Genomic DNA, 22,813 nt, shown 5'->3' on the forward strand with positions numbered 1-22,813 from the left:
AGTCCACGATGAAGTATCTGCTGAGCGCGGCCTTGTGCGTCGCTGTAGTGAGCGGCTGTACCGACCGCGAGGCGCAACGTCAGGCGCAGGAAACCGCACAGGCGCAGGTCAAGGAAAGCGAGGCCGATGCGCTCGCCAAGCAATACGACGAGGCAGTGAAAGTGCAGAACTGGGACATGGCACGCGCGCATGGCGCCGCGTTGCTGGAAGGCTACGCCGGCACCGCTGCGGCCACACGCATCGAATCCGGCTACGCCGACATCAAGGCCAAGGGCGAGCAGGCGCGCGAATTGCGCCGCATGCAGGCGTTATGGCAATACTCGCAGGTGCCGGCCAAGGGCGGCACGCAGCGCTCGGCGATGATCGATGCCAAGGACCGTGTGGACGTGGACGGTAGCGGCCCGAAGCCGGTGAGCCTGGTGTTCCGCGATCACCCGCAGTGGAAGCGCCACAGCTATCTGGTGCTCAAGGCCGGCGACTTCAACTGCTACAGCGGCTGCAAGGTGCAGGTCTCGGCCGACGGCGGCGCAGTGCGCCCGATGGCCGCGCATCGCCCCGACACCGATGAAGCGATCGCGATGTTCATCGACGATGACAAGGCGCTATGGAAACTGGCGCGCGGTGCAAAGCGCATCAGTATCGCGTTCCCGGTGAAAGCCGGCGGCACGCGTACCGCCGAGTTCGAAGTGGGTGGGCTGGATAACACGCAGATGCCGGGCTGGAAGTAGACGCCACAGCCGACCGTGCGGCACATAGACGCGCGGTCGGTGCACCGCATCGGTGTGTGCCGCGCGTCTATCCTGGTGATTGCGCAAGGTGTGCTTTCGCCTGACGATTGCCTGCCGTGTCGCGTTCACCACTCTCACGTCTTCGCACGTATGTACGTATGGACTGCATGACACTCACACAGACATCTCCCGCGTTGTCCAGGTACCGCCACTGGGTCTTCGACATGGATGGCACGCTGACCGAAGCCGTGCATGATTTCGCATTGATTCGACGCGTGTTGGAGATCCCGTCCGAGGCCGACATCCTGCATCATCTGGCATCGCTACCTGCCGACCAGGCTGCTGCCAAACACGCATGGTTACTCGAGCACGAGCGTGAGCTCGCACGGACCGCACGCGCCGCGCCCGGTGCAGTCGAATTGGTGCGTGCATTGCAGGCGGCCGGATGCCAACTCGGCATGCTTACCCGCAACGCACGCGAACTGGCGCAGGTGACGTTGCAGGCGATCGGCCTGCACGATGCATTTGCCTGGGACACCATCGTCGGCCGTGACGAGGCCGCGCCCAAACCCGCGCCCGATGGCCTGCGGTATTTCGAACGACGCTGGTCGGTCGACGGTGCGGCATTGGTGATGGTCGGCGACCACCACAACGACCTGGCCTGCGGTCGTGCCGTTGGCGCCTGCACGGTGCTGGTCAACACGTCGGGTGACCCCTGGCCCGGCTTTGCCGACTGGCGCTTGCAGGATTGCACGCAGTTGCTGATGCGGTGGAAGGCTGGCGTGGTGTCTCGCAAGTAGGCGAGCAGTGCGGATGGGTTGATTGCGATGCAGAGCTCGCCGCGCTGTCTTTGGATGACTATTCAATCCGTCTCGCTGTGAGGTTGCCTGATTTATTCGAGGCAATGCCGGGCAAGAAGAGAAAGTGACTCGCGCCACACGGCGCATGAAAGTTCCCAGGGACGTTATCGCGCAAAATCAAACGTCCACCTGACTAATAGTGACCCTCGGCCACGAAAATATCGATGCCGACGACGTTGAATGCGTAAGTCCAAATGCATGGCATCGACCTGCAGTGCTTGCCGACCAGCAGGCGCGAACAGTGGGAGAGCGGTGTCGTATCCGGGTGCGGGACCGTGTGGCGGCATGGATGCCGCCACCGAGCCTCCACGGACGGATTCACGGCGTGTCCCGCTCCCGGATGCGGCGCCGTGCACACACCAACCCACACATGCAACGTCTGTCAGTCTTGTGCGAATGCTTCGGCTCATGGAGGGCGCTTGCACGCGTACCAGCGTGGGACACGCCGCAAGTACGTCCGTGTAGGCTCTTACGCGGCATCCATGCCGCGTAAGGTCCCACGCCGGTACGCGCGCAAGCGCCACCGATTTCGGTCGATGTCTAAAGGGAAAACGGGGTCTGATGTACATGCAGTGTGTTGGAACAAGGCGTGCCAGCAGAAGCTGCGGGCGCGGCCTGATGCAGCCAGCAGCGAGCAAAACCCGCAGTCATTGCCATGGCATTTGCTGACTGGCAACACCGAACCATCTGCACCACCGATGTAACAGCACGCCCGGTGCAAACTGTGCCAAAACCGTGACAGTGCACCTCGCTCAAGCGACTGCCATCACAGCAAAGCCCCGCTGCCCCGACATGGTGCACCGCACCAGCGCACTGGCATGGCGTTTGCTCTCTTCTCCCTCGACGTTTCCGACGTCTGCGACGCAACTGGCTGCAACAGTGCCTGCGCTGCGGATGTTTCAACCGACTGGTTGTTCAATCGAAGGGGTAGACGCATATGCATCAATCTTCCTGTCGCAGCATTCGCAGCGGTGCGCTGCTCATGCTTGCGCTGAGCGCCGCGCTGTCCGGCTGTAAAAAGGACGCCGCCACTGAAACTGCAGCGCCCGCACCGGCAGCCGCGCCCGCCGCTGCGCCGCCGGCCGCCGCCGTGGTCGACACCGATGGCGAATTCACCACCAATGCCAGCAACCCGGATAACTGGGGCGGCATCGGGCGCGACTTCGCACTCACCCGGCATAGCCCGCTGGCCGAAATCAATCGCGACAACGTCAAGAATCTCAAGATGTCGTGGGAGATGAAGACCGATGCCACGCGCGGCCACGAAGGCCAGCCACTGGTGATCGGCAGCATCATGTACATGGTCAGCGCCTACCCGAACAACGTGTTCGCCATCGACCTGGCGGCGCAGGACGACGGTGGCAAGGTGTTGTGGAAATACACCCCGCAACAGGACGAACGCTCGGTGGCGGTGGCGTGCTGCGATACGGTCAACCGTGGCGCTTCGTATGCCGACGGCAAGCTGGTGTTCGGCAGCCTGAGCGGCGATGTGATCGCACTCGATGCCAAGACCGGCAAGGAAGTGTGGAAGCAGAAACTCGGGCATCCGGACAAGGGCGAAACCATCACCATGGCGCCGATCATTGCCGACGGCAAAGTGATCGCCGGCATCAGCGGCAACGAGTTCGGCGTGCTCGGGCGCGTGGCGGCCTACAGTCTGGCCGATGGCAAGCAGGTGTGGTCCTGCGATGCGGCCGGCACCGACAAATCGATCTGCCTGGGTGCGGATTTCAACAAGGCCAATCCGCAGCACGGCCAGCTCGGCGATCTGGGCGTCAAGACCTTTCCCAACGACGAATGGAAGCGCGGCGGCGGTGCGGCGTGGGGCTGGTACAGCTACGACCCGAAGTTGAAGCTGCTCTATTACGGCACCGGTAATCCCGGCCTGTGGAGCCCGTCGTATCGCTGCGGCAAGACCTCGCAGGAGGAATGCAACAACGGCGAGCATGACAACAAGTGGTCGATGACCCTGTTCGCACGCAAGATCGATACCGGCGAAGCGGTGTGGGGCTATCAGAAGACCCCGTTCGACCAATGGGATTACGACGGCATCAACGAGCCGATCCTGGTCGATCTGACCATCGACGGCAAGGAAGTTCCGTCCGTGGTGCAATTCGATCGTAATGGCTTTGCCTACGTGCTCGATCGTCGCGACGGCACCTTGCTGCGCGCGCACAAGTTCGTGCCGGCCAACTGGGCCGAACGCATCGACATGAAGACCGGCCGCCCGGTGAAGGTGGCCGCGCATTCGCCACTGGAACGCGGCAAGAAAGTGCAGGCGTTCCCCTCGGCAATGGGCGGCAGGGACCAGCAGCCGTGCTCGGTGGACCCGGCCAATTCGGCGGTGTTCTTCTGCGGCACCAACAACTGGCATATGGAGCTGGAACCGCAGGAACGCGGCAACACCATGATGGGTCTGCCTTACGTGTTTGCCAACGTGATGATGAAGCCCAACGAGCCGGGTGCGCTGGGCATCGTCAAGGCGTTCGATGTGGTGGAAGGCAAGTCCAAGTGGGAGATCAAGGAGAAGTTCCCGGTGTGGAGCGGCACCCTGGTCACCGATGGCGGGCTGGTGTTCTACGGCACGCTGGATGGCTGGTTCCGTGCGGTGGACAAGGACACCGGCAAGAAGCTGTGGGAGATGAAACTGCCCTCCGGCATCATCGGCAACCCGATCGCCTACAAGGCCAATGGGCACCAGTATGTTGCGGTGTTCTCCGGTATCGGTGGCTGGATCGGCTTGCCGGTGGCCGCAGGTCTGGACCCGGCCGATCCGTATGGCGCGCTGGGCGCAGCCGGTTTGGCATTCGGTGCCGGTTTCGACAAGATTCCGCTCGGCGGCATGGTGCACACCTTCCGCATCGATGGCGCCGGCAAGACCGTGACCGCCAGTGCCACCGCCACCGCGGCCGCAGGCGGCGGCACCGCCAACGCCGCAGCGAAGACCGCACGATGAGATCCAGGCAAGGCGTTGCAAGCGCGTACCGGCAGCTGGCTGCCGGTACGCGTGGCATGAGCCGGCGGCTGCGTCAGCTGCTGGTGCTTTGCAGCCTCGGACTCGTCGCCGCAGGCTGCACACGCGAGCCGTCCTCACCGACGGCTCGCGCTTCTTCTTCCGATGCGGTGCCCACTGCGGCGCCTGCATCAACCGCACCACCGTCATCGTCATCGGCATCGGTCGTGACCTCGCCGCCGCCTGCACCCGACCCGCAGGTGCTGCGGGTATGCGCCGACCCCGGCAACATGCCGCTGTCCAACAAGGCCGGCGAGGGCTTCCAGAACAAGATCGCGCAGGTCGTGGCCGATGCCATGGGGCGGCGCCTGGAATACGAGTGGCGCACCTACTACCAACGCGGGCTGGCACGCAGCACCATCAATGCCGGCCGCTGCGATGTGTTGATGGATCTCAACAGCGATTTCGAGCAGGGCCTGACCACGCGCCCGCTGTATCGCTCGGCCTATGTGCTGGTGACGCGCAAGGGCTTGAATCTCGTACCGACATCGTTGGACGACCCGGGGCTGAAAAAGCTGCGGCTGGGCGTGTTCCAAAGCTCGCCCGCACGCCAGGCCTTGTACGAGCACGGCATCAGCGGCGATGTGCAGTACCTGTTCTACGACTCGGCCACCGCGCCGGAAGAACATCCCGGCAAGCTGGTCGAACGTGTCGCTGCCAATGAACTGGATGCGGCCGAATCCTGGGGCCCGGTGGCCGGGTATTACGCGCAACGCAGCGGGCTGGGCGTGGTGCCGCTCAACACCATCGACGATTCGGTCTTGGAGTACTCGATGGCGTGGGCAGTGTCGCGCAAGAACGCGGACCTGCGCGATGCCTTGAACACGGCCATGCAACAGAGCGCGGCAAAGATCGCCGAAATTCTGCGCAGTTACCACGTGCCGCTGGTGCGGTGTAGCGACTGCGTGGTTGCCGGCGATCTGGCATCGCACGGGCCGTATGCGACGCCGACGCCGGTCTCGAAAGCGCCGAGCCCGGCCGCGTCGTCGCAGGAACTGGCGCAGCTGCAACTTCGCATTGCCGACGGTGCCGACCCGAACCAGGAACTGGCGCATGCGCTGGATGCCGGCGATGGCGTGCGTGCAGCGTGGCTGTTGCGGCATGGCGCCGATGCCAATCGTCCCAACCTGCTCGGCGAGCCGCCGTTGCATCAGGCCATCCGCAATCAGGAACCGGATCTGGTCAGCCTGTTGCTCGATGCCGGTGCACGCCTGGATGCGCGCGATAGCAGCGGCTGGACCGCGTTGATGAAGGCGGCCTGGGCCAACGATGCCGACAGTGTCGGCAAGTTGCTGGGCAAGCGTGCACCGGTGGACACCGTCTCCAGCGATGGCTGGAGCGCGCTGGAGGTGGCGGTGTCCTACGCCGATGTCGGCGTGGTGCAGGCATTGCTGGCAGCGGGTGCGAATGTGCGGCGTGCCAATCCCACCGGCTTCACGCCGGTGATGTTTGCGGTGGCGCGTGACGACCCGGCGATTCTCGATGCGGTGCTGGCACGCGGGGCCGACGTCGGCCACGCAAATCAGGCCGGCGTCACTGCATTGATGTTGGCTGCAGCGGCCGGGCGCGAATCAGTGGCCAAGCGCTTGTTGGCGGCCGGTGCCGATCCTGCCGCACGTAATCGCGATGGCAAGACCGCCGCCACGTTGGCGCAGGCACGCGGCGACACCGCGCTGGCCACGCTGCTCACGCAGGCCAGGCGTTCGTCTCGGCAATGACTTCGGCAATGACTGTGTCACCTGCCGCGTGCACGGGGTGCGCGGTGTTCCCTCCGATCAGAAAGGTTCGTCCATGCGCAAGTCCACTGTGGGTTGTTTCGATCGTTCCATGCGCGCACCGCTGTGCGCGTTGATGCTCAGCGTTGTGCTGGCCGCGTGCGGCAAGGAGGCGCCGCCTTCAGCGCCCGCATCTGAGGCGGCCGCTCCGCCGGCTGCCAATGCGCCTGCGCCGGCCACCGGTACCGCCCTGCGCCTGCAGCGGCGACTGCCGGGGTGCCCAACCCGGCCGCAGGGCCCGCGCCGGATCCGGCCACGCCACCGGCACCGCCGGCTGCGGTCGTGCCGATTCCGAAGGGGCCCGAGGTCAAGGTCACGCCCGAGCTGATTGCCGAAGGCAAGAAGATCTATTTCTCGGCCGGTTGCAACGCCTGTCACGGCGGCACCGGTGGCGGTGGCATGTGCCCGCCGTTGACCAACGACATCTGGGTGTATGGCAGCGACGACGACACCTTGCGCGCGCTGATCAGCGAAGGCACCGCAGCGATGATCACCCACGGCAAGACCCGCATCGGACATGAAAAAGTGGTCGGGCAGATGCCGCCGTTCGCGCCGGTGCTCAAGCCGGGCGACACCGAAAAACTGCTCGCCTTCATCCATTCGATCAACAAGACCGCGGGCAAGGCGCAATGAGGTCAGCGCTGATCAGGTGGCAGCGCATCTATGTCGCAACGGTGCTGGGTGCGCTGCTGACAGTGGCGGGCTGCCAGCGCGACGCTGCTACGCCTGCGTCGAGCACCGCACCTGCGGCGGCAGTTTCTGCGACGCCTGCAGCAACACCTGCAGCAACACCGGCGCCCTCAACGCCGCCGGTGTTTGCCTACGTGCCCAATCAGCGCAGCGGCACGGTGTCGGTGATCGATACGCACACCGATACGGTGGTGCGCACGCTCAGTGCGCAAGGCCAGCTCGGCAAGCGCTTGCAGCAGGTGTTGCCGGGCCCGCAGGGGCATCTGTATCTGATCGATGCCGAGCATCATCGCTTGATCGAACTCGATACCGAAAAAGATGCGGTGCTGCGCAGCGTGCAGATCGGCGAGAACGCCGAAGGCATCGCGTTGTCGCCGGATGGCAAACAGTTCGCGGTGTGTGTGGAAGGGCAGAATCAGGTGATGTTGATCGATGCCGCGCAGTTCAAGCTGCAGCAGTTGATCGCCACGCGCGGGCAGGCGCCGGAGCATTGCGCCTATACGCCGGACGGGCAGTGGTTGCTCACCAGCAACGAGGGCTCCAACGACATGGACATGATCGAGCTGGCCACCCGTCAATCGCGCGGTGTGGTCGCCACCAGCGGCCATCCGCGCGGCATGGCATTCGCACCGGACGGGCATAGCGTGTACATCGCGCAGGAAACCGCCAACGTGGTGGACGTGATCGACCTGAAAACGCGGCAACGCCGCGCCAGTCTGCCGGCCGGCGTGCGCACGGCGGGGGTGGCGTTGTCGGCCGATGGCACCCGCCTGTACGCGTCCAATGGCGGTGCCGGCACGGTCAGCGTGATAGACACCAAAAGCGCGCGCAGTCTTGCCGAAATTGCGGTGGGGCTGCGGCCATGGAATCCGGCGCTGACACCGGCCGGCGATAAGCTGTATGTCGCCAACGGGCGCTCAAACACAGTGAGCGTGATCGACACCGCGACGTTGCAACAGATCAAACAGATCCCCGTCGGCGAATTGCCGTGGGGCGTGGTGATCGCGCGCTGAGCGGCGGCCATGCCGACGCGCGCCAGGGAGGCCGGATGAAGACACGCGCTGCGGTGGCATGGGGTCCGCACCAGCCGCTGACCATCGAAGAGGTGGACCTGCAGCCGCCGCGTCCCGGCGAGGTGCTGGTGCGCCTGGTCGCCACCGGTATCTGCCATGGCGATGCGCATGCATTGGCGCACGGGCACGCGGGCAGCTTTCCGGTGATCCTGGGGCAGGAGGGCGCCGGCATTGTCGAAGCCGTGGGCATCGGCGTCACCAGCGTGCGTGTCGGCGATCACGTGATCCCGCTGTACATGCCCGAATGCGGCGTGTGCAAGTTCTGTCGCTCCGGTCGCACCAACCTGTGCCAGGCGATCCGCAGCAGCCAGGAGCGCGGGCTAATGCCCGATGGCAGCAGCCGGTTTTCATTGAACGGGCGGTCGATCCTGCATCACATGGGCACCAGCACGTTTTCCGAATACACGGTGTTGCCCGAGATCGCGGTGGCGCGTATCCATCCGGATGCACCGCTGGATCAGGTCTGCCTGCTCGGCTGCACGGTCACCACCGGTGTCGGTGCGGTGCTCAACAGCGCGCATGTGCGGCCCGGCGATTGCGTGGCGGTGTTCGGGCTGGGCGGCATCGGCTTGTCGGTGGTGCAGGGCGCGGTGCTGGCGCAGGCCGGGCGCATCATCGCAGTGGATATCGATCCGGCCAAGTTCGCGCTGGCGCGTGCGTTGGGCGCCACCGACTGCCTGGATCCGCGCGATTACGGCGCACCGATCCAGCAGGTGATCGTGGACCTCACCGACGGCGGCGCCGACCACAGTTTCGAATGCGTGGGCGATGTCGGCGCGATGCGCGCGGCATTGGAGTGCTGCCACAAGGGCTGGGGCGAGAGCGTCATTCTCGGCGTGGCCGACGACGCGCAGGAAATCAGCACGCGCCCGTTTCAACTGGTGACCGGGCGGGTGTGGCGCGGCAGCGCATTCGGCGGGGTAAAAGGGCGCAGCGAGCTGCCCGGCTATGTCGAGCGCTATCTGCAAGGCGACATCCAGCTGGCGCCGTTGATCACGCGCACCCTGGCGTTGGACGACATCAATCAGGCGCTGGCGGATCTGCGTGCAGCGCGCGGTATCAAATCGATCGTGCTTTATTGAGGGAGACGACATGAGGTCGACGCAGCACTTACTGGGGTATCGCAGCACACCGCCGCTTCGCGCCGCACGCCATGGCCGCGATGCATTGCAACGACATCGGCTTGCCTGCGCCTGCGCAGCGCTGCTGTGCGCTGGCACGCTCGGCACTGCAATGGCCGAAGATGCGCCGCAGGTGACCTGGCTGGACCGCATCGAGGTCACCGCCACACCGATTCCCGGCACCACCATCGACGCGGCGCAGTTGCCGTACATGGTGCAATCGGCCACCAATGGCGAGCTGTCGCGCGGGCGCAGCAACAACCTCAGCGATCTGCTGCAGCGGCGCTTTGTCGGTGTGGACGGCAACGATGTGCAAGGCAGTCCGTTCCAGAACGATCTCACCTTCCACGGCTTTCGCGCGTCCGCCTTGCCGGGCGCCTCGCAAGGGGTATCGGTGTATCTGGATGGCGTGCGTTTCAACGAACCGTTCGCCGATATCGTCAGCTGGGACATGCTGCCCGAGTCGGCAATCAAGGCAGTGACCTTGATGCCCGGCTCCAATCCCTTGTTCGGGCCGAACACGCTCGGTGGCGCGGTGGTGCTGTCCACTGCCTCCGGTTTGACCGCACCTGGATTGCAGGGCGAAGTGAGCATCGGCAGCGGCGCACGCAAGCGGCTGGACGCCAGTTACGGCCTCGCCAGTCAGGACGGGTGGCATGGCTTTGTCGCGGTCACCGGCTTCGATGAAAACGGCTGGCGCGATGCCTCCGAAGGTCGCCTTGGCACGTTGTTCGGCAAGGTCGGCAAGCAAGGCGAGCAGACCGATTGGAGCCTGTCGGTGCTGCACGGGCGCAGCCGCTTGATCGGCAATGGCTTGTTGCCGGATACGCGCTACACCGACGATGGCCCCGAGCCCGGCTTGTATCGCGCCGACCGCCGCTCGGTGTACACCTCGCCCGACCTCACCCGCAATCGCAATACGCTGTTTACCGCGCAACTGGACCACCGTTTCGATGCGGACACCGCACTGCATGCACTGGCCTACTCGCGCGTGGGCCGGCGCGATACCGTCAATGGCGATATCGGCGAGGACTACGAAGAATTCGTCGAAGAATGTGCCTCCGGTTATGCCGCCGATGGCAGCGCACTGGATGCCGATTGCGATGTGGCACGCGCCGATGCCGATGCATTGCCCAGCGGCGCGCTCAACACCACCCAGATGCGCCAGGAAGCGCAGGGACTTGCGCTCAACCTGAGCAAGCAATGGGGCGCGCATGCGCTCAGCACCGGAGTGACCTTCGATCGCGGCCATGTGCGGTATCAGCAATTCGCCCGCGACGGTTGGGTGCAACCGGACCGCTCGGTCGCTGCCGATCCGGATGCCGAGCGCGCGTTCTTTTCCGGCGTGCGCGGCAGCACCAAAACGCTGGGCGTGTTCGTCGCCGACACCTGGGCGCTGGACGATGCCACCCATCTCACCGCCGCAGTGCGCTGGAACCATGTGGTGGTGGACAACATTCTTTCCACCGCCGAAGACGGCGACCGCCCGCGCGAGCGCTTCGTCTATGCCAAGGCCAATCCGTCCCTGGGTCTGACCCATCGGCTCGATTCGGGGCTGACGGTGTACGGCTCGGTCGCCCAGAACAGCAGAGCGCCAACCGCGATCGAACTGGGCTGCGCCGATCCCACTCAGCCGTGCCGCTTGCCGACCGGCCTGCAAGCCGACCCGCGCCTGGAGCAGATCATCTCGCGCACCTATGAACTCGGCGCACGCTGGGCGCCGTCGGCCAACACCAATGCCACGGTATCGGTGTATCGCGCCGACAATCGCGACGATATCTTGTTCCTGCGCGCACCGGACACACAGCTGGGTTACTTCGATAATGTCGGCCGCACCCGGTATCAAGGTGCGGATCTGTCGCTACGCCTGCGCAGCGGCGATTGGCAGTGGTCAGCCGGCTACAGCTTTCTGGATGCGACCTATCGCAGTGATGGCGAATTGCTCTCCGGCGAGCGTGTAATCACCTTGCGTCCCGGCCTTCGCATCGCCGCATTGCCGCGCCACAACCTCAAACTCGGGGTGGAATGGCAGCGCGATGCGCTGACCTTGGGTGCTGGTGTGCGTGCGGTCTCAGGCCGCGTGGCCAGCGGCAATGAAGATGGCCAGGTCGACAACGCCGAAGACGGCGAGCCCGCACCCGAGCGTATCGACATCGGCACCGCCGGCTATGCGCTGGTAGACCTGCAGGCACGTTGGCAATTCAGTGACCGGCTGTCGCTGTTTGCGCGTGTCGACAACGTCTTCAACCGCCGCTACGCGACGTATGCGGCCGTGGCCGAAGATGTCTTCCCCGATGGCGAACTCGCGCGCCCGCAGGATGCACCAGTAGAAACCGGCCCGGCCCGTTTTCTCGCACCGGGCGTACCGCGGCAGTATTTGATCGGATTGCGTTGGAATCTGTAGCGCATTGCATGCGTCCGCCATGGGCCGTCAGCCCCGGATAGGCGCGCTAGCCGACCGACCGCCCAAGGCGTCAGCGACGATATCCGACCCCGTACTGAAAGAACGTGGGTGTCTGGCTCACCACTACGTCCAGCCCTGCAGCGCTGCACGCGGCCTGCAATTCGCTGGTCGCGTAGTAGTTCTTGACGATCGTGCTGACGTTGCCATTGCGCAGGCGGCGCTGCATCAACTGGCCTTCCACGCCCACGACGTGCGGCGACAGCGCCTCGGGTTTGGGGAGATTGTCGATAAAGAAGAACTTCCCGCCCACATCCAACGCATCTGCTACCTTGCGCAGGAACTGCGGCAACAACTCGCGTGGTACGTGCGAGACCCAGAACGCGAATACCACTGCATCGTAGGTCCGCGTGGCTTGCCATTGGAAGAGATCTGCCTGCACCGTACGCACCCGCGGGTCACAGGTTGCCGGATTGAACTTCAGCATCTGCGCCGATCCATCGACCAGGGTCAGTGAGCGTGCTTTTGGCAGCAACTGGACGCTCCAGATGCCGGTACCGGCCGCCAGCTCCAGGATGTCGCCCTCCAGCGCAGCGGTATCCAGTGCGTCCTGCACGCGTGCGGCCTCCTCGCGCCACCTGACATTAGACGCATCACCCTCATCGAAGGATCCGCGACGGAACCACCAGTCGTCGTATTCCGCTGCGCGGTCGTCGTAGTAACGTTGTTGTTCGATTAGTACCGATTGCCATTGCGTCATGATGTGTTCCTGGTCGTGGGATGTGGCAATGGAAGGCAGCAGCGTGTGGCCTGATGCCGTCAGGCCGCCTGCAATGCCTGGAAGCGATGCTGGCCCTGGCGGATAGCTGCGATGATGTCGGCGGTCGAGCACATATCCAGCACCTTGGGATACTCCAGGATAGTTGGTGCTACGCCCTGATCGAGTAGGAGTTTGTTCAAGCACAAAAAGCCAATCGTACGAATGTTGGCTTCGGCGAACAGGTGGTGCTGGTTGAGCTGCTGACAGCACTGCGCGATGGCGTGCATCGTCGCATCGTCTAGCTCGGCACGCTGGCGGCAGTTCGAGGGCGGGGGCACCTGAGCGGCATATTGCGACAGGATGTCTTGTGCCTTGTCGAAGCACAGAGCGGGACTGCGCGTCTGTGCGAGCAATCGTCCGGGGTGTCCGTGCGTTGGCGGTTCGACCTCGATCCAGCCGTTGGTGGCGGCCGCGGAGCGGTGAAACTCTGCTAGTCCCTGGGCCGAGCAGTTGCGCCCAAGGCTTAGTGCAAATTCGACCGGCTGCGCTCGGTAGCCCGATTGGAACCGCTCACGCAGCGGAGGCGAGCTGCGTTTGAAGACATCGGCCACCGCAAGGTCGTGCAGCTGGCAGAGCAGATGCGCATCCAGGATCCGATCGTGTGCTTCCATCAGAGCACCGAAGGCGCGCAGGCAGCCGACCATATAGCCCAACTCGTTTTCGAAATAGTATTTTCCCCACGACGATTCATGGCATTCGCCATCCATGAACATATAGGGGATGGCAGCATCGTGATGCGCCAGTTGCCAGGTTTCCGGAAGCCTGTCCCGCGATGCCACGATTTCGACCTGCACGCGGACAGCATTGCGGATGCTCAGAACGCAAGGCGCAGCGCCAAGCGTGTCCTCCACCCAGGCGAGCAGGGCTGCGAGCGCGTCGGCTTCGGCGGCGTGCAGCGGGCGTGCCAGGCGGACATCGAATATCGCTGCATTCACCGCGTTCAAAAACCCTGCCGCCAGTGCATCGGCATCGCCGTTGCGCACGGTGAGCGCAGCGGGCGCGACGTGGCCCAACGCGTGTGCCAGCGCTTTCAGGCGCGCTTGGGCATCGCCAGTTTGCGGATCATCGGCCAGCAGCGCGGCGCGGGCCTGCGCGTGCGCGTGCAGGAACTGCTGCATTGCCGCGTCGCCGCGCTGCTGAAGCTGTTCTGCGCTGAACTGGCGACGATAGACGATGCCATCGGACAACGCGTCGTAGCACAGCTCGCCGCCAAACGATTGAGACAACGCTTGCATCTGCGCTGCAGGCAGAGCATCGCGGCCCACTATTCCGGTTACCCATGCGGTCCAGCGCTGTCCCGCAGGCATATTGATGATATGCACCACCGCTGAGGCGGTTAGCACGGTCCGCTGTTGCTCGATTGTGCGGTCAGGGTGGTCGAGTCGCGACAGTTGCAGGCGCAGGGGCGTACGGCAGGCATCAGCAGAACACCTTCCATAGTGTCACCAGTGATGCGGACAACATGACCAGGCCGAAGGCCCGCTTGAGCTTGCGTGTGGGCCAGCGGTGGGCGGCAGAGACGCCTGTGGGCGCCAGCAGCGTGGCAGGCAACGCCACCGCAATGGCGGCTGTCCAACACACCAGCCCGACCAACCCCCGGCTGTCGTCCATTGCAGGCACCGGGCCGAGGACGAAGGTGAGAGCACCGATCAGGGAGATGGCCAGCCCGACCGCACTTCCCACTGCGATCGCGTTACGCATCTCCAGGCGGTCGTGCTGGGCGAGCACGTACGGTACGGTGAGGCTGGCGCCGCCGACGCCGGCTGTCGCGCTGAACAACCCGATCAATCCACCGATCAGCCGCGCCGGCATACGTGTGGCGAGGGTGTGTATCGGCGGGTCGTCAGGCGGCACTTGCATTCCCGCGCCTCGGATCATGCGTAGGCCGAAATAGGCGGCATACGCACTGAAGATCGCCGCTACCCAGACGCCGTGGATGCGGCCTGCGATGATCGCGCCGATGGCGGCGCCGGCGCCGGCGGTCGGTGCCAGCCGTACCGCCCAGCCGATCGGAAGCGCGCCGCGTCGATACTGCGCGATCACGGCACTGGCTGTGGCTGGAATGGTGGCGGCCAATGCAGTGGCCACTGCCACCTGCGGCAGGACGGCGATGTCTATCCGGAACCGCAGTGGTAACAGCACAATGAAGACCGGCACCATCAGAAAACCGCCTCCCACGCCGAGCAGGCCGGAGAGGAATCCGGACAGCATGCCGGTCAGAATCAACAGCGGGTAGATCCAGCCCATGCTGTCCATCAAGCCACCGTCCTTTCGCCCCAGGGAAGCGAGTAAGTTTTGACGTTGGTGTAGGCGGACATGGCTTCCAGAACGCCTTCTTTATAGCCCAGCCCGGAGCTCTTGATGCCGCCAAACGGAGTGGACTCGAGTCTAAAGCCCGGCACCTCGCGTATGTTCACCGATCCGGTCTGCAACTCGGCCACGCAGCGCTGTATGTAGTCCCAGCGGTTGCTGCACAGCGCCGACGATAGTCCAAAGTCGCTGGCATTGGCGATCCGGATTGCATCGTCGATCGAGTCGATGCGAATGATCGGTGCCACCGGTCCGAACGTCTCCTGCTGCACCAGCTCCATGGTCGGCATGACGTGGTCGACGACCGTGGGGAGGTACTGCGCGCCGTTGCGCCGATGTCCGCACAGGACCTGGGCGCCAGCGGCTGCCGCTGCATCGACGCGGCGTTCGATCTGCGCGGCTGCCGCATCGTCGATGACGGTACCCAGATCCGTCTGTGGATCGAACGGATCACCCACCTTCAGTCCCTGCGTGGCCTGCACCAGGCGCTCCACGAACGCATCTGCGACCTGCCGATGCACCAGCAATCGCTTGATCGCGGTACAGCGTTGCCCGCTGTTGCGATAGGCGCCGGCCACTGCCAGCGAGACAGCTTCGTCGAGATCGGCATCTTCCATCACGATCATCGGGTCGTTGCCCCCAAGCTCCAGCACCTGTCGTTTGTAGACGCAGCGGGCAGCGATCTGCTTGCCTGCGGCGACGCTGCCGGTGAAGGTCACCAGATCCACCTGTTCGCTGGTCAGTAGCGCGTCTCCGATGACCTCCGGTTTACCGGTGATGACCGTCAGCATCGGTCCGGGAAGCCCCGCATCGGTAAGCAGATCGGCAAACAGCAAGGCGGTCAGTGGAGTCTTCTCACTGGGCTTGAGGATCATCCTATTGTTGGTTGCGATGGACGGCGCGATCTTGTGTGCCACTTGGTTGAGTGGGTGGTTGAACGGTGTGATCGCCACGATCACACCAAGCAACGGGTCGCGCTGTGTGTAGACGCGTCGTTGCTGTCCGCTCTGGGTAATGTCGCATGCGTAGATGTCGCCATCGTCGATCAGCACCTGATGCGCTGCCGTGCGCAGCACCTCTGCGGCACGGCCGACTTCGTAGCTGGCATCGCGCACGCATAGCCCGCTCTCGGCCACGATCGACTGCACGAATGCAGCGGTGCGTGCGATCAACAGATCGCGCGCGGTCAACAGGATCGTATGCCGCTGATGGCGGGTGAGCGTCGCACGGTAGGCGTACGCCTGGGCGAGTGCAGATCGCACGTCTTCGGCCTGCGCCAACGGTACCGTTCCGACCAGCGCCCGGTCGTACGGGAAGCGCACTTCCAACCGATCGGTAGCGCCATCAACCCGTGCACCGGCGATTCGCCATTGCTCATGTCGCAATTGCATCTTGCCCATGTCGGCTCCTTCTCGGTCAATGCATCTGTGCATGGGCGCTGTGAGCATCTGCATCAGCAGTGATCGGCACTGCATGCGACGGTGACGCAGCGCTTGCAGCCGGCGCGGCATCGACCACGCCCCGGAACCAAAGCTCCACGTTCATCAGCATCCACACTTTCTTGCCGTAGAAGTCGTAGTCCAGCGATTGCGGATGCGACAGGAAATGCTCCAGCCGTTTGGCATCGAATAGCCCGCGCTCGCGCGAGCGTTGGTCGAGCAGGATCGCTTTCGCGTCGTCGAGCATGCCGGCCTTGAGCCAGTCGTCCAGCGGAGTGGGGAATCCCATTTTCTTGCGCTGCGCAAGATGCGGCGGCAACAGGCGTTGGGCGGACGTGCGCAGCAGATACTTGTTCTGATCCAGCACTTCGGATGCGTTGAAAGCCGAAGTGCCCAGTGCGCGGACCAGCGCTAGCGGGGAGCGCCATTTCATCTTCAGACGATGCGGCATATGGACGAACGTCTCCACCAGCTCATGATCGACAAAAGGTACGCGTCCTTCCAACGACGCGAGCATTCCGATGGTGTCCACCTTGTCTAACACGCATCCCAGATGGATTTTCTGGAATACATGCAACACCCTGTCGTGCGGATCACAATCGCGGGTTTGCTCGAAGGCTTCTTCGAACGGGGCCAGCGTTTTGCGGTCGCTGTTCAGACGGCTGCGTACATCAGGAGAGAACAGCGCCATCTTCTCGTTCAGTGGCATCCAGTGGTAAACGTTGAAGAAGTGCTCGATCTGCCGTGCGCACCCGAGGTTGCTGACAGGTCCATACGGGTCTCGACCCAGCTTGCTCAACCATTGCGCCGCCGGGCCCAGTACGCGCCGCGCCGCTGCAATCTTCTTCCAGTCGAATGGCGAGCGCATGACCCGCCCGTAGCCGCCGAAAAGTTCGTCCGCGCCATCGCCGCTAAGGGCCACTTTGACGTGGCGACGAATCTCCTTCGATAGCTTCAGTCCGGCCACCATCTGCGGAATCATCAGTGGTGCATCGCACTGCACGATCAGTGGTGCCATGCCGTCGATGTATTCCTTCCGGTCGATCACCAGATGGGTATGTTCGGCGCCGACCGCAGCAGCGGCCTCGGCCGCATAGGCGCCTTCGTCGTAGCCATGCGTGCCATAGCCGACCGAAAAGGTCTGCGGAGGCGATGTCATATGGCGGGCCATGAGCGCTACCATGATGTTGGAATCCAATCCGCCGCTCAGGTAGGCCCCGAGTGGAACATCCGACACCAGGCATCGCCGCACCGCCGCGTCGAGCTTCTCAGAGAGCACCTCCAGCCAATCGGCTTCACTCCTGCGTTGCTCCGGCATAGGCGTGGGCAGCGCCCAGTACCGGTGGCGGTGCACCTGTGCCGGCGTAACAACCAGCATCTCGCCGGGCAGCAGCTTGTGGACGCCTTCGAAATAGGTGTTGTCCCACACCGGCTGACGGAAGCTCAGGTAGCTCGAGATGCCGTCCAGATCGGCACGCCGTTCGAATCCGTGATGCTGGAAGAATGCCTTGACCTCCGAGGCGAACACGAAATCCGAGCCAATCTGCGTCCAGTACAGCGGCTTAACGCCCAAGCGGTCGCGCGCGAGTGTCAGTGTGCCCGTGCGTGGATCCCAAGCCGCGAATGCGAACATGCCGGACAACCGCTCCACGCACTGCGCACCCCAATGGATGAAGCTGCGCAGTAACACCTCGGTATCCGAACGCGTCCGGAACTGCGCGCCTAGCGCTTCGAGTTGTTGGCGCAATTGCTTGTAGTTGTAGATCTCGCCGTTGAACACCAGCGCCACGCCGGTATGCTCGTCGATCATGGGCTGATGGCCGCCCGGTACGTCGATAACGCTGAGCCGCCGGAAGCCCAGACCGACCGGGCCGGAGAGATGGATGCCTGCGTCGTCCGGACCACGGTGCACGATGGTCTGGTTCATCGCATGCAGCATGTCGTGTTGCTCGAAACGTGCACCGTCACGATGAAAGATACCTACGAATCCGCACATGGTTTTTCCTTTAAACAGGCACTGCAGGCGCAGGCGTGGAGGATGCGATGGGAAGCCGATGTGCCTTGCGCAGGTCGTCCTCACAGTCGATTTCGATCCAGCGACGACCGCCCATCCACACGATCAGCGCGGGAGATGCCACCGGCAGTTCGGGGATGACGCTGGTGTAATACGACTGCTGGAGCTCGCCCCGACGGACGCGGTCGACGATGCATTCGCCCAGTGCGGACGCGGCGCGCGCACTGAAGCGGGCGATGCCGATGAAATTGCCATCGCCCTGCTCCACGGCGATATGGCTACCCAGGTCGACGAGTCGCTCGCCCTGTGCCAGTACCCGCATCGTGCCTTCAAGGCAGGCGCGCCCATCGGCCAGCACAGCGATCTCCGCCTCGGTGTTGACCAGATCGCGCACCGCATCGCTGTCGACCCAGACATCGGCGAACAGAATCACGCATGTGCCGGAAAGCAATGTCGCGAAGGCGGCCAGGGTCCAAAGGTTGTTGGTGTCCGCAAAGCCGGGATACACGTGACGATGGACATGCGGCGGCAGTACCCGGGCCACGTCGTCGCTGCGGTAGCCGAGTATCACGTGGATGTCATCGACGCCAAGCGTTACGAGCGCATCGATCTGATGCTGGACCAGATACTTGTCCCCCAGTGTCAGCAGGCACTTGGGCAGCTCGGTATGCGCTCTGAGCCGGCTGCCTGTTCCAGCGGCCAGGATGATCGCCCTCATGGCAACGTCTCCTCAGGAAGAGGGTCCAGCAAGCCCAGACGCACGCATTCGTCCTGGACCTGCGCACTTTCCAGGATATTGACCTTGCGTAGCGTGCCGATGCATGCCCTTGCCGCCTCACGCCGGACCTGCGCCAACTGCTGCGGCGAGTAGCAGTCGTTGATCACCTCATCGGTTTGCGCTTCGTTCAAGCCGATATCGTGCAACTGACCTCGCACGGCGACCAAGTCGGGATCGGTGAAGATTGCAATGAACGAGGGTAACAGCGGGCCGATGCGACGCTTGAGTCGCTCGCTCAACTGTGGCCAGGCATGGGCGATGAAGCTCGCAAAGAAACGGTGGTGTCTACTCTCGTCTTCCGCATGGTCTTTCATGACTTGACGTACTGCGTCGATCACCCGCGGATCCCGAGGGATTTCGACCAGATTCCTGGTGATCAGTGTTTCGGAAATCGAGCAGAAGAACAGTGGCAGCAGCTCGGCGGTGGAGGGATCGGCGCGCGCAAACTCGCGTTGCAGGCGTTGATAGAACGCAGGAATCTTGGCCGATGTTCCAGGGATTGCAGTGTGGGCCTGCACCAGGCGCGCCAGATCGGCGGTGAGTTTGCCGTGGTAGGACTCGTCCACCAGAATGTTCCAGGCGTCGGTGACCATGCCCTCTGGAAGTTCGAATCCGCTGTCGCCGCGCGCGATCCGATATACCGCCGTGTTGACCACCTGATGTTCCAACACCTGTGTGAACTCTAGGTTGTTGTACAGCGCCTGCGCCAACAACCAGCGCAAGGCGTCCGGACCCTGCGCCTGCACAAGATGATGGCGATGACACGACACCAGTTCGGGTGTGAAAAGCAATCCGTGTTGCCAGTCATTGGCGTCGGGTGCGTACATCGGTAGCGGGCCGCGTACCTTCGCGTGGCGCGCCCATTCTTTGAATGGCATTGGGTAGTTCATAACGCCGCCGACCTCTCGGTTGTGTTGGCGCGTGCAGCGGCAGGGTGGGCGACCGCGTCGGATGTGGAGATCCTCCGCTGCTGTAGATGCGCCGCAAATCGTCTGCCGACTTCGCTGGGCGAAACGGTTGGGCGCGGTAGCGGATGCATGGAACCAGGTCGTATACGCAAATGGATGAAGTGCGGTCCGGCACTGTGTAAAGCGATATCCAGTGCTTGTTTCAGCGCGGCATCCCCGTAGCAGGCGTAGGTGGCCCGGTAGCCGCAGGCTGCAGCCACGCTTGGGAAATCGATGTTTCCCGAATTGGTTGGCTGACCTCCCGTACTGTCATGCACGCCATTGTCCAGCAGCACATGAATGAAACTGGCCGGTTGATAGCGGCCGATGGTGGAGAGGTTGCCGAGCTTCATCAGCGCAGCGCCATCGCCATCGAGCACTATCACGGGATGATCAGTGTTGAGCGCAGCCCCCAGACCTAGCGCACTGGCGCATCCCATGGATCCCACCAGGTAGAGATTGCGCGCATCGTCGCGGACGCAGAATAGTTCCCGCCCGGTCTTGCCCGTGGTTGCGATGATGGCGGAGTTATGCGGTGTCATGGAGACCACCGTGCGCAGCGCGTCTTCCCTGCTTGGTAGCGGCAGTTCGGATGTTCCGAACTGCGATCGCGTCGCTGCCGGTACTCGGATCACCGCTTGCGCCAGCAGATGCTCGTCTTCGAGTACGTTGGGTTCCACGACCAGCGCGTAAGGCAAACGCGTCTGCTGGATGCAGGCATGGGCAGCCCGTAGCGTGGACTCGATCTGATCCGGTTCGGATGGGAAGCGTGCGTGCGGAATACGCAACACATCGAGCAGACTCTGGGTGATCTCGCCCATCACAGCATGCTGAGGCTCGTCTGCGACACCGGGGGAGCCTCGCCAGCTGCAGATCAGCAGACAGGGAATCTGAAATACGTGGTTGAGCGAGGTCAATGGATTGACAGCGTTGCCCAAGCCCGAGTTCTGTAACATCACCACTGGCAGGCGCCCCGCAAGATAGGCGCCTGCCGCGATGCCAATGGCTTCGCCCTCGCTGGCTGCGGTGACATGATGCACATGTGGGTCGCCGAGGACTCCATTGAGCAGGGATGTCAGATAGGAGCAGGGCACGCTTGTGTAGAAATCGAACCCCAGCCGCGACGCGGTCGCGACAAATTCCTTGCCGTTGATCATCGTGCAGCCTCTGCGCCGTAGCTGTTGCTGGCCAGCGCGGCCACTTTCTCCTTCTTGGGGAGATAGATGCTTTCGGCCTGCGTCAGTTCGTCCTGATCGACCAGGTCGAATATTTCCTTTACCCGTGGCAGTTCCTTCTCGATGCCGCTTAGCGAACGCTCCCGGTGAATGGTCGCGCAGATCCTGCGCATGCTGGCCACGGACGCGCGCAGGTTATGGTTGGCCCAGATGATGCTGGCGATCTTTGCATCGATGAACGCTTGAGTCGGCACCGCGTAATACGTGGTCGGCACGATCACCAAGGGACAGCGGTCTTGCCAGTGCTCGGCAAATTTCAGGATCTCCGCACCGTCGCTTTTCTTCGAGTGGATCAGGATCGCATCGGCTCCGGCGGCGTGGTATTGCTCGGCCCTGCTCAAGGCCTCGGTGAGCCCACGCCCGGCGATCAGTGCCTCCACCCGCGCCACAACGCAGAATGCGTCGTTGCTCTGGCTATCCTTGGCAGCCTTGATCTTGCCTGCGAACTCGGAAGGGTCCGCCAGCTCCTGATCCTCGCCGATGAAGGAGTTGGTCTTGGGGAACATCTTGTCTTCGAGGCAGACTCCGGCAACGTTGCGTTGGCAGAGTTTTTGGACAAGCCTGCGCACGCTGTTGAAGTTGCCGTAGCCGGTATCTCCATCCAGCAGGATCGGCAGATCGGTGCTGTCGGTCATGAACTCGACCACTTCCAATGTCTGTGTCCAGGAGGCTTCGTTGGCGTCGCGCACACCCAAGGAGGCTGAGATGGACAGGCCCGATGCCCATATCCCCTCGAAGCCTGCTTCGGCAACGATGCGCGCAGATAAGCCGTTATGCGCTTCCATCAGGAACGAAGTGCTCTGTCCGGTGAGCAGACCGCGCAGCTTCGAAGCCAGGTATGCGTCACGATGACGCCCATCGATTTTTTGAGTTGAGGTGTTCAAGGAGTGAACTCCATATGTTTATTGGTTATGTTTTTTATATATGCCGATCGTGGAGAAAAACCTCCCGCGCCACTTGCCGCATTGGCGGAGGGGATCAAAGGGGAGAGGTCGATCAGTTCTTTCAGGATTTTACGGTTCACTAAAATAATGGCGGTAAGCGCCATTGGCTACACAACTAAAAATTTCGTGATTTACGTTGCATCTTTTCTGTCGCAAGACTGAAATAAGTGAATAAATAAAACGTGTTAAGAGCGAATTAAAATCAGTGCGAGTTGTCACGATTGCCGTGCTAATGGCGTAGTGATACTGATCTGCCGCCATGCGTGGTGCAAATGCAGTCGCCCGACTCGGTCAGGAGGTTGCCTGGTCCGAATCATTGACGCTCAATAGAGCGTCTTTATAGTTCAGAAGCAAATGAAGAGGGATTTAGGGTATGGAGGCCGAGCGCCTATATGTGGACCGGCGGGTCAAAAGCCACTTGCCTTGCAGTCTCTGTCCACTCTCAGACATCGCATCCGCAAAGTTGCACACACATCTTAATAATTGTGTCGATGTCGATGTCGAGCGTGCATTGCTGTACGCGCATCGCTAAAGGCCATTGTGAATATCTTCATGGCGTTTCGACTCGACCACAGTGCAATCAGGAGTTGCACGGAAATATGCTGTGTATACCGGCGCCGATATCAGTAGAAACCGATAGCACTCTTGCAAGTGCTTTTATTCAA

17 protein-coding genes and 1 pseudogene are annotated in these 22,813 nt (G+C 62.9%); 8 read left to right on the forward strand and 10 right to left on the reverse strand.

The genetic code is table 11. The features are described from left to right. Positions 1-8: 8 nt before the first annotated feature. The 8 genes and pseudogenes from NDY25_RS14650 (at position 9) to NDY25_RS14685 (ending at position 11,664) form a co-directional block, all read left to right on the forward strand. The gene (locus NDY25_RS14650) at positions 9-728 is read left to right on the forward strand and encodes a hypothetical protein (protein WP_168958663.1); all 720 of its coding nucleotides are present in this window, start codon (positions 9-11) and stop codon (positions 726-728) included. Between the two features lie 158 nt (positions 729-886). Next, positions 887-1,528, forward strand: a complete 642-nt coding sequence (locus NDY25_RS14655) for an HAD family hydrolase (RefSeq protein WP_168958720.1) — start codon at positions 887-889, stop codon at positions 1,526-1,528. A gap of 997 nt (positions 1,529-2,525) precedes the next feature. Continuing rightward, positions 2,526-4,544, forward strand: coding sequence for a methanol/ethanol family PQQ-dependent dehydrogenase (locus tag NDY25_RS14660; protein WP_343243408.1), 2,019 nt, complete (start codon positions 2,526-2,528; stop codon positions 4,542-4,544). Further along, entirely contained in the window at positions 4,541-6,319 is a 1,779-nt protein-coding gene (locus tag NDY25_RS14665) for a quinoprotein dehydrogenase-associated putative ABC transporter substrate-binding protein (RefSeq protein WP_168958662.1), read from the forward strand. Before NDY25_RS14660 ends, NDY25_RS14665 begins: the two co-directional genes overlap by 4 nt. Positions 6,320-6,356: 37 nt before the next feature. Then, positions 6,357-7,009: pseudogene (locus NDY25_RS14670) on the forward strand (c-type cytochrome). Then, positions 7,006-8,079: a beta-propeller fold lactonase family protein gene (locus NDY25_RS14675; RefSeq protein ID WP_168958660.1), complete on the forward strand. Its 1,074-nt coding sequence runs from the start codon at positions 7,006-7,008 to the stop codon at positions 8,077-8,079. The pseudogene NDY25_RS14670 and the gene NDY25_RS14675 overlap by 4 nt, the downstream one beginning before the upstream one ends. 35 nt (positions 8,080-8,114) lie before the next feature. Further along, a complete protein-coding gene (locus NDY25_RS14680; RefSeq protein ID WP_168958659.1) occupies positions 8,115-9,221 on the forward strand; it encodes an S-(hydroxymethyl)glutathione dehydrogenase/class III alcohol dehydrogenase in 1,107 nt (368 codons plus the stop codon). 151 nt (positions 9,222-9,372) lie between these two features. After that, complete coding sequence (locus NDY25_RS14685) at positions 9,373-11,664, forward strand: TonB-dependent receptor (protein WP_168958719.1); 2,292 nt, start codon at positions 9,373-9,375, stop codon at positions 11,662-11,664. 70 nt (positions 11,665-11,734) lie between these two features. Here NDY25_RS14685 and NDY25_RS14690 read toward each other — a convergent pair whose 3' ends face one another. From NDY25_RS14690 to NDY25_RS14735, 10 genes are all read right to left on the reverse strand, one after another. After that, entirely contained in the window at positions 11,735-12,421 is a 687-nt protein-coding gene (locus NDY25_RS14690) for a class I SAM-dependent methyltransferase (protein WP_168958658.1), read from the reverse strand. 59 nt (positions 12,422-12,480) lie between these two features. Next, entirely contained in the window at positions 12,481-13,803 is a 1,323-nt protein-coding gene (locus tag NDY25_RS14695) for a hypothetical protein (RefSeq protein WP_256627538.1), read from the reverse strand. 97 nt (positions 13,804-13,900) lie between these two features. Further along, entirely contained in the window at positions 13,901-14,737 is an 837-nt protein-coding gene (locus NDY25_RS14700) for a sulfite exporter TauE/SafE family protein (RefSeq protein WP_168958657.1), read from the reverse strand. Next, positions 14,737-16,245: a phosphonoacetaldehyde dehydrogenase gene (gene phnY, locus NDY25_RS14705; RefSeq protein WP_306308904.1), complete on the reverse strand. Its 1,509-nt coding sequence runs from the start codon at positions 16,243-16,245 to the stop codon at positions 14,737-14,739. Before phnY ends, NDY25_RS14700 begins: the two co-directional genes overlap by 1 nt. Continuing rightward, positions 16,208-18,226 (reverse strand): asparagine synthase (glutamine-hydrolyzing), encoded by a 2,019-nt coding sequence (gene asnB, locus NDY25_RS14710; protein ID WP_168958717.1) that lies wholly within the window; start codon positions 18,224-18,226, stop codon positions 16,208-16,210. The genes phnY and asnB overlap by 38 nt, the downstream gene beginning before the upstream one ends. A gap of 10 nt (positions 18,227-18,236) precedes the next feature. Beyond that, positions 18,237-18,962, reverse strand: coding sequence for a phosphocholine cytidylyltransferase family protein (locus NDY25_RS14715; RefSeq protein WP_168958655.1), 726 nt, complete (start codon positions 18,960-18,962; stop codon positions 18,237-18,239). Further along, positions 18,959-19,912 (reverse strand): diiron oxygenase, encoded by a 954-nt coding sequence (locus NDY25_RS14720; RefSeq protein WP_168958654.1) that lies wholly within the window; start codon positions 19,910-19,912, stop codon positions 18,959-18,961. The genes NDY25_RS14715 and NDY25_RS14720 overlap by 4 nt, the downstream gene beginning before the upstream one ends. Further along, positions 19,909-21,126, reverse strand: coding sequence for a phosphonopyruvate decarboxylase (aepY, locus tag NDY25_RS14725; protein WP_168958653.1), 1,218 nt, complete (start codon positions 21,124-21,126; stop codon positions 19,909-19,911). The genes NDY25_RS14720 and aepY overlap by 4 nt, the downstream gene beginning before the upstream one ends. Beyond that, on the reverse strand, positions 21,123-22,088 hold the full coding sequence (gene aepX / locus NDY25_RS14730) for a phosphoenolpyruvate mutase (RefSeq protein ID WP_168958652.1): 966 nt from the start codon (positions 22,086-22,088) through the stop codon (positions 21,123-21,125). The genes aepY and aepX overlap by 4 nt, the downstream gene beginning before the upstream one ends. Further along, complete coding sequence (locus NDY25_RS14735; RefSeq protein WP_168958651.1) at positions 22,085-22,252, reverse strand: hypothetical protein; 168 nt, start codon at positions 22,250-22,252, stop codon at positions 22,085-22,087. The genes aepX and NDY25_RS14735 overlap by 4 nt, the downstream gene beginning before the upstream one ends. Between the last annotated feature and the right edge of the window lie 561 nt (positions 22,253-22,813).

It is taken from the genome of Xanthomonas hortorum pv. pelargonii (assembly GCF_024499015.1).
Taxonomy (GTDB): Bacteria; Pseudomonadota; Gammaproteobacteria; order Xanthomonadales; family Xanthomonadaceae; genus Xanthomonas; species Xanthomonas hortorum_B.